The sequence below is a fragment of the Arthrobacter sp. NPDC092385 genome (genome assembly GCF_044755105.1).
Classification (GTDB): domain Bacteria; phylum Actinomycetota; class Actinomycetes; order Actinomycetales; family Micrococcaceae; genus Arthrobacter_D.
This window is the reverse complement of sequence record NZ_JBIVQL010000007.1, coordinates 132,554-147,424: the sequence shown is the minus strand read 5'-3', so window position 1 is coordinate 147,424 and position 14,871 is coordinate 132,554. Positions and strand designations below refer to the sequence as shown.

Annotated in this window: 12 protein-coding genes and 1 pseudogene; 8 read left to right on the top strand and 5 right to left on the bottom strand. The window is 69.8% G+C overall.

Annotated elements, in window-relative coordinates; genetic code table 11:
- The first annotated feature begins 130 nt into the window (after nucleotides 1–130).
- The 5 genes from ACIQCY_RS11060 to ACIQCY_RS11040 all read left to right on the top strand — a co-directional run bounded on the left by ACIQCY_RS11060 (nucleotide 131) and on the right by ACIQCY_RS11040 (nucleotide 5,567).
- Nucleotides 131–1,576 (top strand): hemolysin family protein, encoded by a 1,446-nt coding sequence (locus tag ACIQCY_RS11060; RefSeq protein WP_400483938.1) that lies wholly within the window; start codon nucleotides 131–133, stop codon nucleotides 1,574–1,576.
- The gene (locus ACIQCY_RS11055) at nucleotides 1,573–2,661 is read left to right on the top strand and encodes a hemolysin family protein (RefSeq protein WP_400483937.1); all 1,089 of its coding nucleotides are present in this window, start codon (nucleotides 1,573–1,575) and stop codon (nucleotides 2,659–2,661) included. The genes ACIQCY_RS11060 and ACIQCY_RS11055 overlap by 4 nt, the downstream gene beginning before the upstream one ends.
- Before the next feature lie 95 nt (nucleotides 2,662–2,756).
- Nucleotides 2,757–3,782, top strand: coding sequence for a metal ABC transporter solute-binding protein, Zn/Mn family (locus tag ACIQCY_RS11050; RefSeq protein ID WP_400483936.1), 1,026 nt, complete (start codon nucleotides 2,757–2,759; stop codon nucleotides 3,780–3,782).
- Nucleotides 3,783–3,843: 61 nt separating this feature from the next.
- On the top strand, nucleotides 3,844–4,683 hold the full coding sequence (locus tag ACIQCY_RS11045) for a metal ABC transporter ATP-binding protein (protein ID WP_400483935.1): 840 nt from the start codon (nucleotides 3,844–3,846) through the stop codon (nucleotides 4,681–4,683).
- Between the two features lie 2 nt (nucleotides 4,684–4,685).
- On the top strand, nucleotides 4,686–5,567 hold the full coding sequence (locus tag ACIQCY_RS11040) for a metal ABC transporter permease (protein WP_400484005.1): 882 nt from the start codon (nucleotides 4,686–4,688) through the stop codon (nucleotides 5,565–5,567).
- Nucleotides 5,568–5,594: 27 nt separating this feature from the next.
- Here ACIQCY_RS11040 and ACIQCY_RS11035 read toward each other — a convergent pair whose 3' ends face one another.
- From ACIQCY_RS11035 to ACIQCY_RS11025, 3 genes are all read right to left on the bottom strand, one after another.
- A complete protein-coding gene (locus ACIQCY_RS11035) occupies nucleotides 5,595–6,134 on the bottom strand; it encodes a MarR family winged helix-turn-helix transcriptional regulator (RefSeq protein ID WP_400483934.1) in 540 nt (179 codons plus the stop codon).
- 75 nt (nucleotides 6,135–6,209) lie between these two features.
- Nucleotides 6,210–6,761, bottom strand: coding sequence for a MarR family winged helix-turn-helix transcriptional regulator (locus ACIQCY_RS11030; protein ID WP_400484004.1), 552 nt, complete (start codon nucleotides 6,759–6,761; stop codon nucleotides 6,210–6,212).
- A 106-nt stretch (nucleotides 6,762–6,867) separates the two neighbouring features.
- Nucleotides 6,868–7,341 carry a Fur family transcriptional regulator gene (locus ACIQCY_RS11025; protein ID WP_400483933.1) on the bottom strand — a complete coding sequence of 158 codons (474 nt, stop codon included), beginning with the start codon at nucleotides 7,339–7,341 and terminating at the stop codon, nucleotides 6,868–6,870.
- Nucleotides 7,342–7,420: 79 nt separating this feature from the next.
- On the opposite strand from ACIQCY_RS11025, the gene ACIQCY_RS11020 reads away from it, so the two are divergent.
- Nucleotides 7,421–8,080, top strand: coding sequence for an MBL fold metallo-hydrolase (locus ACIQCY_RS11020; protein WP_400483932.1), 660 nt, complete (start codon nucleotides 7,421–7,423; stop codon nucleotides 8,078–8,080).
- 6 nt (nucleotides 8,081–8,086) lie between these two features.
- On the opposite strand, the gene ACIQCY_RS11015 is transcribed toward ACIQCY_RS11020, so the two are convergent.
- Complete coding sequence (locus tag ACIQCY_RS11015; protein ID WP_400483931.1) at nucleotides 8,087–9,202, bottom strand: PLP-dependent cysteine synthase family protein; 1,116 nt, start codon at nucleotides 9,200–9,202, stop codon at nucleotides 8,087–8,089.
- A gap of 112 nt (nucleotides 9,203–9,314) precedes the next feature.
- On the opposite strand from ACIQCY_RS11015, the gene ACIQCY_RS11010 reads away from it, so the two are divergent.
- Together ACIQCY_RS11010 and ACIQCY_RS11005 are read left to right on the top strand one after the other, a co-directional pair.
- Complete coding sequence (locus ACIQCY_RS11010; protein WP_400483930.1) at nucleotides 9,315–10,142, top strand: sulfurtransferase; 828 nt, start codon at nucleotides 9,315–9,317, stop codon at nucleotides 10,140–10,142.
- A 177-nt stretch (nucleotides 10,143–10,319) separates the two neighbouring features.
- Nucleotides 10,320–10,745: an HIT family protein gene (locus ACIQCY_RS11005; protein ID WP_400483929.1), complete on the top strand. Its 426-nt coding sequence runs from the start codon at nucleotides 10,320–10,322 to the stop codon at nucleotides 10,743–10,745.
- Between the two features lie 32 nt (nucleotides 10,746–10,777).
- Here ACIQCY_RS11005 and hrpA read toward each other — a convergent pair.
- A pseudogene (gene hrpA, locus ACIQCY_RS11000) lies at nucleotides 10,778–14,863 on the bottom strand (ATP-dependent RNA helicase HrpA); the annotation flags it as partial.
- Nucleotides 14,864–14,871: the final 8 nt, after the last annotated feature.

The window sequence follows — 14,871 nt, the reverse complement described above, 5'->3', positions numbered from 1 at the left end:
CTGATGCGGGGCGCCCGGCCGACGCCGGCTCCGGCCAGGACGCAGCACCCCTTCCAGCCGACGCCGCGGACCCCCTCAGACGCGGGCCGCTGCACTCCCGTCCCGGCCCGGCCGAGGAGGGGATGTAGCGGTGGAATGGATCTACCTGGCCGCCGGCCTGCTCCTCGTCCTCGGCACGGGGTTCTTCGTGGCGGTCGAGTTCGCCCTCGTAGCCCTCGACCAGACCTACGTCCAGCGCGCGGTCGACGACGGCGACACGAAGGCCGAGCCGCTGCTGCGCTGCCTGAAGTCGCTCTCCACGCAGCTCTCGAGCTGCCAGCTGGGCATCACCCTGACCACGCTGCTGACCGGGTACGTCATGGAGCCCTCGGTCGGACAGCTGCTCGAGACGCCGCTGGCCGCACTCGGACTGTCGGAGGCGCTGATCGCCTCGACATCGATCATCCTCGCGATGACCCTTGCGACCCTGCTCTCGATGCTGATCGGCGAACTCGTCCCGAAGAACCTCTCCATCGCGCTGCCCTTCAAGGTGGGTAAGGCCCTCGCCCGGCCGCAGCTCGTGTTCACCGCCGTGTTCAAGCCGGCCATCATCGTGCTGAACGGCTTCTCCAACCGGATCCTCAACATCTTCGGCCTCGAAGCCAAGGAGGAGATCTCGGGTGCGCGTACGCCGTCCGAGCTGTCCTCGCTCGTGCGGCGCTCCGCCGAGATGGGCACGCTGGACCAGGGTACGGCGAACTTCCTCGCCCGGACGTTCAGCTTCTCGGAACGGACGGCTGCCGATGTCATGACGCCACGCATCCGCATGGAGGTCATCGACTCCGACCAGACGGTGGCCGATGTCGTGGAGGCGGCGCGGCGCACCGGCTACTCCCGGTTCCCCCTGATCGGCGAGTCCGCCGATGACATCCGCGGCGTGGTCCACGTCAAGAAGGCCGTGGCGGTGCCGCGCCACAAGCGCGCGGACCTGCCCGCGGGGACCATCATGACCGACGTCCTGCGCGTGCCCGAGACGGTGCATCTGGACTCCCTCCTCCGCGAGCTGCGCGATGCGAACCTCCAGCTCGCCGTCGTCCTGGACGAGTACGGCGGCACGGCCGGTGTGGCCACGCTCGAGGACCTCGTGGAGGAGATCGTCGGCGAGGTGAAGGACGAGCACGACAAGCTGAAGCCCGGCGTGCTGCAGAGCGCCGCGGGGGACTGGTTCTTCCCCGGGCTGATGCGCCCCGACGAGGTCACGATGCAGATACCGGGGCTCGTGGTGCCGGACGAGGCCGGGTACGAGACCGTGGCCGGATTCATCATGGCCGAGCTGGGCCGTGTCCCGGTGACGGGGGACCGCGTCGAGGTTCCCGCGGGGACCCTGACGGTCGAGCGCATGGACGGACGCCGGATCGACCGCGTGGAGTTCCGCCCGGCGCCTGCGCCGGCGGGGAACGACGACGCGGCTCCCTCGAGCGCCGTCGTACCCGAGCACCAGCCGGTTCCCCAGGGGACCGGTACGCGGGGTGCCGCCCCGCAGGCCCCCCGTCCGGCGTTCGCCGGCAGCACCGCAGTACGGAAGGACGACCGATGAGCGACTGGGCGGGAATTCTCTGGCTCGTCATCCTCCTGCTGGGCAACGCGTTCTTCGTCGGGTCGGAGTTCGCGGTCATGTCCGCGCGCCGGAGCCAGATCGAGCCGCTGGCGGACGCGGGATCGAAGCGTGCCAAGACCACGATCTGGGCCATGGAGCATGTCTCCCTCATGCTCGCCTGTTCCCAGCTCGGCATCACGGTCTGCTCGCTCCTGATCCTGCAGGTCGCAGAACCGGCCATCCACCACCTGTTCGTGGTGCCGTTCGAGGCCGTCGGGGTTCCCGAGGGCCTGGCGGACGGCGTGGCCTTCGCGCTGGCGCTGCTGCTGGTCACGTTCCTGCACGTGACCTTCGGCGAGATGGTGCCGAAGAACATCTCGGTGTCCGTCGCCGACAAGGCGGCCCTGCTGCTGGCGCCTCCGCTCGTGATGATCGCGCGCGTGGTGAATCCGGTGATCTCCTCGCTCAACTGGGCCGCGAACCACATCCTCCGCGCCCTGAAGGTCGAGCCGAAGGACGAGGTGTCCTCGACCTACACGCTGGAGGAGGTGCAGTCGATCGTCGAGGAGTCGACCAAGAGCGGGCTCGTCGACGACGAGTCCGGGCTGATCACTGGTGCCCTGGAGTTCTCGGGGCAGACGGCCGAGACGACGATGGTGCCCCTCGGCGAACTCGTCACCGTGCGCACGGATGCCACCCCGGAGGACTTCGAGCGCGCGGTGGGCCGCACCGGCTTCTCCCGCTTCGTCATGGTGGACGAGCACGGGAACCTGACCGGCTACATGCACCTGAAGGACATCATGTCCATGCCGCAGGCGATGTACCGCAGGCCCATCACCGAGAACAAGGTGCGCACCCTGGCGAACCTGTCGCTGCAGGACGAGATCGAGGACGCCCTCGCCGTGATGCAGCGGACGGGCTCGCACCTGGCTCGCGTGCTCGGGCCCGACGGCTCCACCCGCGGCGTGCTCTTCCTCGAGGACGTGATCGAGCAGCTCATCGGCGAGATCCGGGACGCGACCCAGAGCCAGGGCGCGCGGAGGACGGGAGAAGGCGTCAACGGTACGGAGGCAGCCGTCTCCTGACGTCCGACAGGTGGGGGTGAAATGCGAACCGTTCGCGTTTCCGGTAGGCTCAGGACTAACGTAAACAATTCTCATTAGTCTGATCGAGGTCCCGAATGCCTGTCTCCCGCCGTCTCACCGTGCCCGCCGTCCTCACACTCGCCGCGCTGGGCCTCACCGCGTGCGGCGAGGGCGGGTCCGGGGCCGCGGCGGGTGCATCGGGTTCCGCGTCCGACGACGCGTCGATCAGCATCGTCACCGCCACCAACGTGTACGGCGATATCGCTGCGGCCGTCGGAGGGGACGACGTCGAGGTGACCTCGATCGTCAACAGCCTCAGCCAGGACCCCCACTCGTACGAGGCGACGGTGCAGGACAAGCTGTCGGTGTCCGAGGCGGATCTCGTCATCGAGAACGGCGGAGGCTACGATGCGTTCCTCGGCCGCCTCGCGGAGGAGACCGGCGTGGCAGCGGTGCTCAACGCCGTCGAGCTGTCCGGACTCGAGGAGAGCGAGGGCTCCGCGGAGGAGCACACGGCTGAAGCCGAGGAGCACGCCGGCGAGGAGGGCCACTCCAGCGACGAGGAGCACGCCGGCGAGGAGGGCCACGGCCACGGCACCTTCAATGAGCACGTCTGGTACGACCTGCCTGCCATGGTGACGCTCGCCGACGCGATCGCCGAAGAACTCGGCACGCTGGACGAGGCCAATGCCGACGCGTACCGCGAGCGGGCCGACGCCTTCACCGCGAAGCTGCAGCCGCTCCAGGACCGCCTTGCCGCCCTCGCCGCGGAAGGGCCCGGAGGCACCGTGGCCGTCACCGAGCCCGTCCCCGTCTACCTGCTGGAGCACGCGGGACTCGAGAACGTCACGCCGGAGGACTTCAGCGAGGCCATCGAGGAGGAGACCGACGTCCCGGTGGCGGTGCTCGACGAGATGAAGACGCTCGTCTCGGGTGGAACACTCGCCTTCCTTGCCTACAATGACCAGACGGAAGGATCGCAGACGGAAGCGGTGCGCTCGGCCGCCGAGGACGCGGGCCTTCCGGTGCTCGACTTCACCGAGACGCTGCCCGAGGGCGAGGACTACGTTTCCTGGATGACCGCCAACACGGATAGCATCGAGGCCGCCCTCGCATCCTGAGGGCGGGTCTTCCGCACGACCGCTGGACCCCTGAACCACGACAGACTGGAACCTGCTCCGCATGAGCTCGACGATGTCCCGGCACGCATCCTCCCCGGGCGCGGGGGCCGGCCTGCCGGCGATCAGCCTGCGCGGCGCTGCGCTCTCCTTCGGCAGGCGCACGCTGTGGGAGGGGCTGGACCTCGACATCATGCCCGGTGAGTTCTTCGCCGTCCTCGGGCCCAACGGTTCGGGCAAGACGAGCTTCCTGAAGGTGCTGCTGGGCCTGCAGCCCCTCGATGCGGGCACCGCGACCATCGGAGGCCGGCCCATCACCCGCGGCAGCAGGGCCCTCGGCTACATACCGCAGCAGAAATCCTTCCCGCCCGAGACGCCGCTCCGGGCGCGGGACCTCGTGGGCCTCGGCGTGGATGGCCACCGCTGGGGGTTGAGGATGCGGAGCAAGGCCTATCACGAGCGCGTGGAAGGCCTCCTGGCCGATGTCGGAGCGCAGTCCTACGCCGATGCCCCCGTGGGAATCCTCTCCGGCGGCGAGCAGCAGCGCCTGCGCGCCGCGCAGGCGCTGGCCACCGATCCGACGGTGCTCCTGTGCGACGAACCACTCCTGTCACTGGACCTCAACCACCAGCAGGCGGTGAGCTCGCTGATCAACCGGCAGCGCCACGAGAAGAACAGCGCCGTGGTCTTCGTGACCCACGAGATCAATCCCGTCATCGACTACGTGGACCGCGTCCTGTACCTCGCCGACGGGCGCTTCCGCGTCGGCTCCCCCGCGGAGGTCATGACGAGCGAGGTGCTCTCGGACCTCTACGACAGTCCCGTGGAGGTCCTGCACAGCAACGGCCGGATCGTGGTGGTCGGGTTGCCCGATGCCACCACCCACCACCACGAGAGCGCATGAGCATGGACTTCCAGGAGATCCTCAGCGCCATCTTCACGTTCGACAACTACGCCCAGCTGCTGCCCCTCGTGCGGAACTCGCTGATCGCCGGAGCGGTGCTCGGGCTCCTCGGGGGACTCATCGGGACCTTCGTCATGATGCGTGACCTCGCCTTCGCGGTGCACGGAATCGCCGAACTCTCCTTCGCGGGGGCCGCGTTCGCGCTGCTCGTCGGGGCCAATGTCGTCGCGGGCTCGCTCGTCGGATCCGTCCTCGCCGCACTCGTCCTCGGCCTCATGGGCATCCGGGCCCGCGACCGGAACTCGATCATCGGGGTGGTCATGCCGTTCGGCCTCGGCCTGGGGATCCTGTTCCTCGCCCTGTACGAGGGGCGGGCTGCCAACAAGTTCGGCCTGCTCACCGGGCAGATCGTCTCCGTCGACGACGTCCAGCTGAATCTGCTCGTCGGCTGCGCGGTCGTGGTGATCATCGCCCTGGCCGCGATCTGGCGTCCCCTCACGTTCGCGAGCGCCGACGCCGACCTCGCAGAGGCCCGCGGCGTCCCCGTACGCGGGCTCTCGATCCTCTTCATGGTGCTGCTGGGGATCTCGGTGGCGCTGTCCATCCAGGTGGTGGGTGCACTGCTGGTGCTCGCCCTGCTGATCACGCCTGCGGCCGCCGCGCTGAAGGTCACGTCCGCGCCCGGGCTGGTGGTGCTCTTCAGCGTGCTCTTCGCCTGCACATCGGTGGTGGGTGGCATCCTCCTGGCGCTGGGCGGGCGAATCCCGATCAGCCCCTACGTCACCACGATCTCCTTCGCGATCTACCTCGCGTGCCGGGGAATCGGATCGCGACGTTCTGCGCGCCGCTCACGCAGCGCGGAACGGCTCGCAGTTCCGTCCTGAGGCGTCCCAGCGCGACCGGTGCCCGGCCTAGGACTGCTGCGGACGATCTGCCTGGCCGACGGCGTCGGCAATGGCCTGCTCCATGTTTCGCAGGAAGCGGGTGACCGTCTCCGTCTCCTCGCTGGTGAGGTTGTCCGCCGCCGCCAGGACGCCCCGCTTCTCGATGTCGAAGGCGGACCTGAACTCCTCGGTGGCTTTTTCTCCGGGCTCCAGGATCACCGCGCGGCGGTCCACCGGATGGCGCCGTCGGCGGATGAAGCCGGCCTTCTCGAGGCGGTCGATGACGAGCGTGGTGGACGCACTCGAGATGCCGAGGGCGAGTGCCAGCTCCTTGGGGCTGGCCCCCTGGTCCCGCTGCCAGACGCTGAGCAGGTACCGCAGTGCGCCGAGATCCGTCTCGTTGATGCTGAGCCGTTGGCTCAGGCGCCGGCGAAGGCCACTCTCCACGTCGCGGTAGGCCCGCAGGGCGTTGAGGACGTCGACGCCGGTCGCTGACCGATCGGTCGCGCCGTCTCCGGAGGGCGGGTACCAGTAGCCAGCTCCCTGCCGTGCATCCGAAGGTTCCATGCCTGTATCTTAGACCATCTAGTAGTCAATCTCTCTAGGTAAGGTGCGGGGGTCCCTCGTCGGGGAGGGCCGACGTCAGGCGGAGGGCGGAGCTGGAGACGGCTCGGGGAACTCGAGTTCCGACATGGCCAGGCCCAGGGCGCCGAGGAAGCGATGGATGGTGCCGCTCTCCTCGGGTGTGAGCGCGGCTGCGATGGCCATCATCCGCTCGTGCATGACTCCCATGGTCGAACGGACCTCCTCGTCCGACGCCGCGGTGGGCCAGATCTCGATCGCCCGTCCGTCGGACTCGCTCCTGCGCCGCACGGCGTGACCGCTCTTCTCCAGGCGGTCAATCAGGACGGTCGTGGCAGCGGTGGAGATCTCGAGCTGGCGGGCGAGCGCGGCCGCGCTGAGCGGGCGTCCGGACCGTCGGGCAAGGAGCAGGAGGCGCAGGGCCGTCATGTCCGTCCTGCCGAGGTGCATCGAGTCCCGGCTACGGCTGCGCATGAAGCTCTCCGCATTCCGGTAGCGGCGCACCGCGTCGACGAGTTCATCGAGGGGGCCTGCGTCCTCCGGGGCGGTGCTGGATGCGGATCCGGCCTCGGCCGAGTCCGGCACGGCACGGACGGACTTGTCAGGAGACATCACGCTGTCCAGCCTAATCGACGGCACCGACATCGTCAGGGCCCGAACCGGGACGGGCGGCGCCGGCGAAGGAACGCGATGGAGGGGTGAGCGGGGCCGGGAGGCCTCAGGACCGTGCGCCCGGCGCCGAGCACTCGGGGCACAGGCCCTGGATCTCGACGGTGTGCGCGGCGTCGGTGAATCCGTGCTCGGCAGCGATGCGGGCTGCCCACTGTTCGACGGCGGGTGCCTCGATCTCGACGGCCCGGCCGCAGTTACGGCACAGCAGGTGGTGGTGGTGGTGCGCCACCGCGCAGCGCCGGTAGACCGCCTCGTTGTCACCGTTGCGCAGGACGTCCACGAGTCCGTCGTCGGCCATCGACTGGAGGATGCGGTACGCCGTGGCGAGCGAGACGGACTCGCCCCTGTCCTGGAGCAGCCGGTGGAGCTCCTGCGTGCTGACGAAGTCGTCCAGTTCGTCGAGGGCTGCGCTGACGGCCCGCCGCTGGCGCGTGACGCGCTGCTCCGACCCCTTGCGGGCGGACTGCGCGGCCTCGGCGCCTGCTGCCGGTACTGCCTCGGATGTCGCCTCGGGCGTCATGTCATACCCCTTCCGCGGGCGCTCGGGCGCCCTGGACCAGAGTCAAGATTACCAGCGCCACCGCGGGTACTCTGGGCCCATGCGGCTCACCAAGTTCTCCCATTCCTGCGTGCGGCTCGAGCAGGACGGCTCCGTGCTCGTCATCGACCCGGGCACCTTCTCGGAGGTCGAGGAGGCCCTCGCGGGCGCCGCCGCCGTGCTCATCACGCATGAGCACCCGGACCATATCGACGTCGACCGGGTGGTCGCCGTGCTGGCCGGGAACCGGTCTGTGTCACTCTGGGCACCGCAGGGCGTCGCCGACGCCGTCGCCGCGGGCCTCGGCGACGCCGCCGGTGACCGCATCCACGCCGTGGCGGGCAGTGAGCAGTTCTCCGCCGCGGGATTCGAGGTGAGGACGTTCGGCGGACAGCATGCGCTGATCCACCCGCTGATACCGGTGATCGCCAACGTGGGATTCCTCGTCGGAGGGGCCGTCTACCACCCGGGCGATTCGCTGATCGTGCCCGACGGGATCGCCGTCGGGACACTCCTGGTCCCGGTGCACGCACCATGGTCGAAGCTGGCGGAGGTGGTGGACTTCGTGGCGTCGGTGCGTGCGCCGCGCGCCTTCCAGATCCACGACGCCCTCCTCAACGAGACGGGGCTCGGGCTGGTCGAGGGCCATGTGACGCGACTCGGCTCGCGGTACGGCACGTCCTTCCGGCACCTCGGTGTGGGCGAGGGCGTCGACGTCTGACGCGGGTCAGCCCGATGAGGGGCTGGAGACGGGCCTGCCGCACGCCCCGGGCCAGACGCCCGTCGAGAAGAAGTCCTCGAGCATCGCGCGCGGCGCCGTCGGATCGAGGCCGCGGCGCCCCAGCCAGGCGTCGTCGTCGTACGTCGCGGCATAGCGGTCGCCCGAATCGCACATGAGGGACACGATGCTCCCGGTGCGGCCGTCCGCCATCAGGTCCGCGACGAGCTGCCACACACCCCACAGATTGGTGCCCGTGGAAGGGCCGGCGTGCAGACCCGTGAGCGCCCGCAGGTGGCGTGCCGCAGCCACGGAGGCCGCATCCGGCACCTGGATCATGGTGTCGATGACGGACGGCACGAAGCTGGGCTCGGGCCGGGGCCTCCCGATGCCCTCGATCCGCGACGGCCGTCCTGTCGCGGCCGATCCCGGATCCGACCACGCGGGGAAGAACGCGGAGTGCTCGGGATCGACGACGGCGAGGCGCGTCGGGTAGCGGTGGTACCGCAGGTAGCGGCCGATCGTGGCGCTCGTACCGCCCGTTCCGGCCCCCACGACGATCCACGCGGGCAACGGATGGGGCTCGAGTGCGAGCTGCCCGAAGATCGACTCCGCGATGTTGTTGTTGCCGCGCCAGTCGGTGGCCCGCTCGGCGAACGTGAACTGGTCCATGTAGTGGCCGCCGGTCTCCCGCGCCACCTCCTCCGCCGCCGCGTACACGTCCGAGGCGTGCTCGACGAAACGGCAGGTGCCGCCGTACTGCTCGATCAGCGCGATCTTCTCCGGACTCGTCGTCCCGGTCATGACCGCGACGAACGGCAGGCCGAGGAGCTGCGCGAAGTAGGCCTCGGACACCGCCGTCGAGCCGCTCGAAGCCTCGACGACGGTCGTTCCCTCCGTGATCCAGCCGTTGACGAGGCCGAAGAGGAAGAGGGATCGGGCGAGGCGGTGCTTGAGGCTGCCGGTGCGGTGCGTGGACTCGTCCTTGAGGTACACCTGGACACCCCAGTGCGCGGGAAGGGGGACGGCGAACAGGTGCGTGTCCGCCGAGCGGTTGCCGTCCGCCTCGATGCGCCGGACGGCTTCGTCCGACCACGATCTGTCGGCAGCGGTGAACCTCGGCATCCCGCCAGCCTACAAGCTGCACGAGTGCCACGAGTGTGGTGGACTGGCGTGCATCAGGACCGGCCCGCTGCGACCGCTGCGGTCCGGTCGCCCGTCCCGACAGGAGATCTCGATGAAGACTCTGATGGATGTGCAGGAACTGCAGGACCGGATGACCTCCGGCGCGCAGACCATCCTGCTCGATGTGCGCTGGGCCCTGGGCGACCCCCACGGTCACGAGCACTACCGTGAAGCCCACATACCCGGCGCGGTGTACGTGGACATGGAGACACAGCTCTGCGCTCCCGGCGGCCCCGGAATCGGCCGCCATCCACTGCCGGATGCCGATGCCCTGCAGGAAGCGGCCCGCCAGTGGGGCCTCAACGACGGCGACGCCGTGGTCGCCTACGACGACTCGGGGAACCTCGCGGCAGCCCGCCTCTGGTGGCTCCTGCGGAACGCCGGCTTTCCGTCCGTCAGCCTGCTCGACGGCGGGCTGACCGCCTGGCGCGCGGCGGGACTCGACGTCGAGGGCGGGGAGGAACGCCACTGCGTGGGGGACGTCCACCTCTCCGAGGGGCACATGCCGGTCGTCTCGCTCCCGGACCTCCTCGAACCGGCGACGGTCGACGTCCTGCTCGATGCACGTGCCGGCGAGCGCTTCCGCGGCGAACAGGAGCCCGTCGACCCGCAGGCCGGCCACATCCCCGGGGCTCTCAGCGCACCGACGGCGGACAACCTCGGGGCCGATCGGCGCTTCCGTCCCGCGGACGAACTCCGGCGCCGTTTCGATGCCCTCGGCGCGGACCGCGGGCACGTCGCGGTCTACTGCGGCTCCGGCATCACCGCAGCGCACGAGATCGCGGCCCTGGCCATCGCGGGCATCGACGCCTCGCTGTTCCCGGGTTCCTGGTCCCAGTGGGCGACGACGGACGGCTTGCCCGTCGCCACGGGTGCCTGACGGCGGGATGCGCCAGGGCAGGGATTCCGGGGCGGTGTGGCCGGCCGGAGGTCTGCGCGGTAGCGTCGGGGGATGAACCCAGGACGCCCCGTCCCGCCGCCCCTGCGTGGCGGAGCCCAGCTACCCGATGAGCCGGAGCGCGGCGGTGTCCCCACGGCTGCAATCCAAGGAGGACCGATGACGACACTCTTCACCAGGATCATCAACGGGGAGGTGCCGGGCCGTTTCGTGTGGCAGGACGAGGACGTCGTCGCGTTCCTGACGATCGCCCCGATCACCCCGGGCCATACGCTCGTGGTGCCGCGCCGGGAGATCGAGCACTGGCTCGAGGCCGATCCGGAGACGCTCTCGAAGGTCATGGCCGTCGCGCAGACGATCGGCAGGGCGCAGGAGAAGGCCTTCGGTGCCCGGCGGGTGGGCGTCCTGGTCGAGGGCTACGAGGTGCCCCACCTCCATGTCCACGTCTGGCCGACGCAGTCGCCGCAGGACTTCGACGTGAAGCGGGTCGACATCGCGCCGGACCCCACCGTGATGGACAGTGCCGCCGAGACCCTGCGCGGCGCCCTGAGGGACGCCGGCCACGGCGTGCACGTGCCCGGCTAGCTGTACTGCCCGGGGAGCACGGCCGCGTCCTGCTAGCGCGCTGCGGCCAGTGCCTCGTTCAGCGCCGTCCGCACGCGCTTCTCCGAGACCGAGTAGGCGGTGCCGAGGTCCTGCGCGAAGAGGCTGACGCGCAGCTCCTCGATCATCCACCGGACCCGGGCCAGCGCCGCGGGCCGGTGCCGCCCGGCGGCGAGGGAGGCGACGGCGTCGTCGTACTCGTCCTCGAGACGCTGGATCACGGCGGTTCCCACGCCGTCGCGCTGCACGTTGGTGGGCAGCTTCTCGAGCCGGACCTCGATGGCCTTGAGGTAGCGGGGGAGGTGGAAGAGCTGGGCGTAGCCCGTCGCCGCCACGAACCCCGGGTAGACGAGGTGTTCGAGCTGGCTGCGGACGTCGTTGAGGGACGTGATCAGCGCGAGGCTCGTGGTCCCCTTCAGCTGCTTCTGGATGCGCCGGGTGCTGGAGAGCACCGTCTCGACGGTCGCCGTCACGGTGAAGACCGTGTCGATCAGTTCGGCGCGGACGTTCTCGTACAGCGTGTCGAAGGCCTCCTCGGTCCACGGCAGCTCCTCCGGCACGAGCTTGTCGATCGCGGCCAGCGAGCAGTCGCGGATGAGCTCCGCGACGCTGCCGTGCGGGTTCTGGCTGAAGGTGAGCTTCTCCGTGTTGCTCAGGTGCTCCAGGACGTACTTCGCCGGGCTCGGGATGCGCAGGGACAGGAGGCGGATGATCCCGGCCCGCATGACCGTGGCCTGCTCGCCGGTGGTGGGGAAGACACGCAGGCCCACCGAGGTGCCCTCGTCCACGACGGCGGGATAACCCGTGACGCGGTGTCCTGCGACGGTGCGGGACACCTCGCGCTCGATACTGCCGAAGACCCAGGTTCTCTCACCCGTCCGTTCGGCGACCGCTGGTGCCTCGGCCACGGCGACACGTCCGCGGGCCGGGGTGCCCGCGGCGGCTTCGCCGATACCAGCGCCGGCGCGCTCGCCGGACGAGCCGGTCTGAGGGGCTCCCGTGTTCCGTCCGGAGCCCCGCCCCGCGGAGTGGCCGCCGTCCTCCCGACCGGCAGGGCCGGTGGAGCCCTTGCGGTTGCCGCCCCTCCCGGGTCCTCCCGCGGGGCGCGTGCTGACGGGCGTCGCGCCGAGGGACTGCGCGATGGCCCGGCTGACCGCGGGGGCCAGGGACTCCTTCAGCGCGTCGAGGTCACGCGACTCGTCGAGTATCCGCCCCGCGGCATCGACGATCCGGAACATCATCAGCAGGTGCGCCGGAACAGCCGACCAGTTCCAGGATCCCGGCGGGATGACGTGTCCGCGCAGCCGGCGCAGGGCGAGCTCGAGCGCCGCCTCGAGGTCGTCCTGGGCGGGGTCGAAGTCGGACTCGAGCGCTGCGACCGCGGTGCGTGCGACGTCCGGCGCCGGCACGAAGTTCTTCCGCACCTGCTTCGGCAGGGACTTGATGAGGGCCGTCACGAGCTCCACGCGCTGGCCGGGGATCTGCCAGCGGAACGGTTTCGGGTCGAGCTGGTTCAGGAAGAGGACCGGGATGGTCACCGTCACGCCGTCGTGTGCACCCGGGGTGAGGGGCGAGAACTCGTAGGTGAGCGGCAGTTCGAAGCCCGCCTGGTGCCACGTGCTCGGGAAGGCCGCCTCGTCGAGTTCCGCGGCGTCCTCGCTGAGGAGCTTCTCCGGATCGAAGTCGAGCAGGTCCGGCTGCTCCTGGCGAGCGGTCTTCCACCACGAGTCGAAGTGCCTCTCGGACACGACGTCGCGCCCGAGGCGCTGGTCGTAGAACTCGAAGAGCGTCTCGTCGTCGACCCGCAGGTCACGCCGTCGGAGGCGGTTCTCGAGCTCCTCCACCTCCGCGAGGCGGGCCTGGTTGCGGCTGAAGAACGTATGGTGCGTCTTCCAGTCGCCCTCCACGAGGGCGTGGCGGATGAACAGTTCGCGCGCCACCTCGCGGTCGATCCGGCCGTAGTTGATGCGCCGCTGCGGCACGATCGGCACGCCGTAGAGCGTGACCTTCTCGTACGCCATGACCGAGCCCATCTTCTTCGACCAGTGCGGTTCGCTGTAGGTGCGCTTGACGAGGTGCGGCGCCACCTGTTCCGCCCACAGGGGATCGATGCGTGCGACAACCCGTGCCCACAGCCGCGAGGTCTCCACGAGTTCGGCGGCCATGACCCAGTCGGGAGACTTCTTGAACAGTGCCGAACCGGGGAACACGGCGAAGCGGGTTCCCCGGGCGCCCGCGTACTCGCGCTTGCGCTGGTCGTACAGGCCGATGTTGCTCAGCAGGCCCGAGAGCAGGCTGATGTGGATCTGCTCGTGCAGTCCCACGGGGTCGACAGGACCGGCCGGAAGGGTGATGCCGAGGGGTTTCGCGAGCTGGCGCAGCTGCTGGAAGAGGTCCTGCCACTCCCGCACGCGCAGGTAGTTGATGAATTCCGCCTTGCACAGCTTCCGGAACTGGGTGGAGGACAGCTCGTCCTGCTTCTCCTGCAGGTAGCGCCACAGGTTGAGGTAGGCCGTGAAGTCCGAGTTCTCGTCCACGAAGCGCTTGTGCTTCTCGGCCGCCTGCTGCTGCTTCGCCGGCTGGTCCGCGGAGGGCCGCTCGCGCGGATCCTGGATGGTCAGTGCCGCGGCGAGGACCATGACCTCCTTGACGGAGCCACGTGAGCCGGCCTCGACGATCATGCGGCCGAGGCGGGGATCCACGGGGAGCTGGGCGAGCTTGCGGCCCACGGCGGAGAGCCCGCCGTCGTCCTTCAGCGCCCCGAGTTCACGCAGCAGGGCGACGCCGTCGTTGATGGCCTTCGTCTCGGGAGGCTCCACGAAGGGGAACTCGGCGATGTCCTTCGGGCTGCGGGTGACGCCCATCGCGGCCATCTGCAGGATGACCGCCGCGAGGCTCGTGCGCAGGATCTCCGGCTCCGTGAACGGCCGGCGCGACTCGAAATCCTCCTCGGAGTAGAGACGGATCGCGATGCCGTTCGACACGCGGCCGCTGCGGCCGGACCGCTGGTTCGCGGACGCCTGCGAGACACGCTCGATCGGGAGCCGCTGCACCTTGGTGCGGTGGGAGTAGCGCGAGATGCGGGCCGTTCCGGTGTCGATGACGTACTTGATGCCGGGTACCGTCAGCGACGTCTCGGCGACGTTCGTCGCGAGGACGATGCGGCGATGGCTGCCGGTGGGACGGAAGACACGGTGCTGCTCCTCGAGGGAGAGCCGGGCGAACAGGGGCAGGACCTCCGTGCCGCGCAGTCGGGTCGTGGACTGGATGCGCGCGCGCAGGGCGTCGGCGGCGTCGCGGATCTCGCGCTCGCCGGAGAAGAACACGAGGATGTCCCCGGGCGCCTCCAGGGAGAGTTCGTCCACCGCGTCGCAGACGGCGTCGAGCGGGTCGCGCTCCTCCTCGAGCTCGCTGTCCGCGCCGCCGTCGCCGTCGTCCAGGCCGCCCGGCGGCTGGTCGAGGGGCCGGTAGCGGATCTCGACGGGATAGGTGCGCCCGGAGACCTCGATGATGGGGGCGGGGGAGGTGTCCTCGACGGCGGCATCGGCGGCGAAGTGGGCGGCGAAGCGCTCGGGGTCGATGGTCGCCGAGGTGATGATGACCTTCAGGTCCGGCCGCTCGGGCAGGATCCGCCGGAGGTAGCCGAGGATGAAGTCGATGTTGAGGCTGCGCTCATGGGCCTCGTCGATGATGATGGTGCTGTACTTGCGCAGCATCCGATCGTGCTGGATCTCGGCGAGCAGGATGCCGTCCGTCATCAGCTTGATCCTGGTCTTCCGGCCCACCGAGCCCGTGAAGCGCACCTGGTAGCCGACCTCCTCGCCGAGGGGTACCTGCAGCTCCTCGGCGATGCGCTCGGCGACGGTACGCGCAGCGAGGCGCCGCGGCTGGGTGTGCCCGATGAGCCCGCGCTCCGCCAGCCCCAGTTCGAGGCACATCTTCGGGATCTGCGTCGTCTTCCCGGACCCGGTCTCGCCGGCGATGATGGTGACCTGGTTGGCCGCGATGGCGGCCATGATGTCTGCCCGGCGTTCCGAGACGGGAAGGTCCGCGGGGTAGGAGATTGTCAGTGCCATAGTTGCCTGCCAGTCTAGTTGCTCGCACGGGA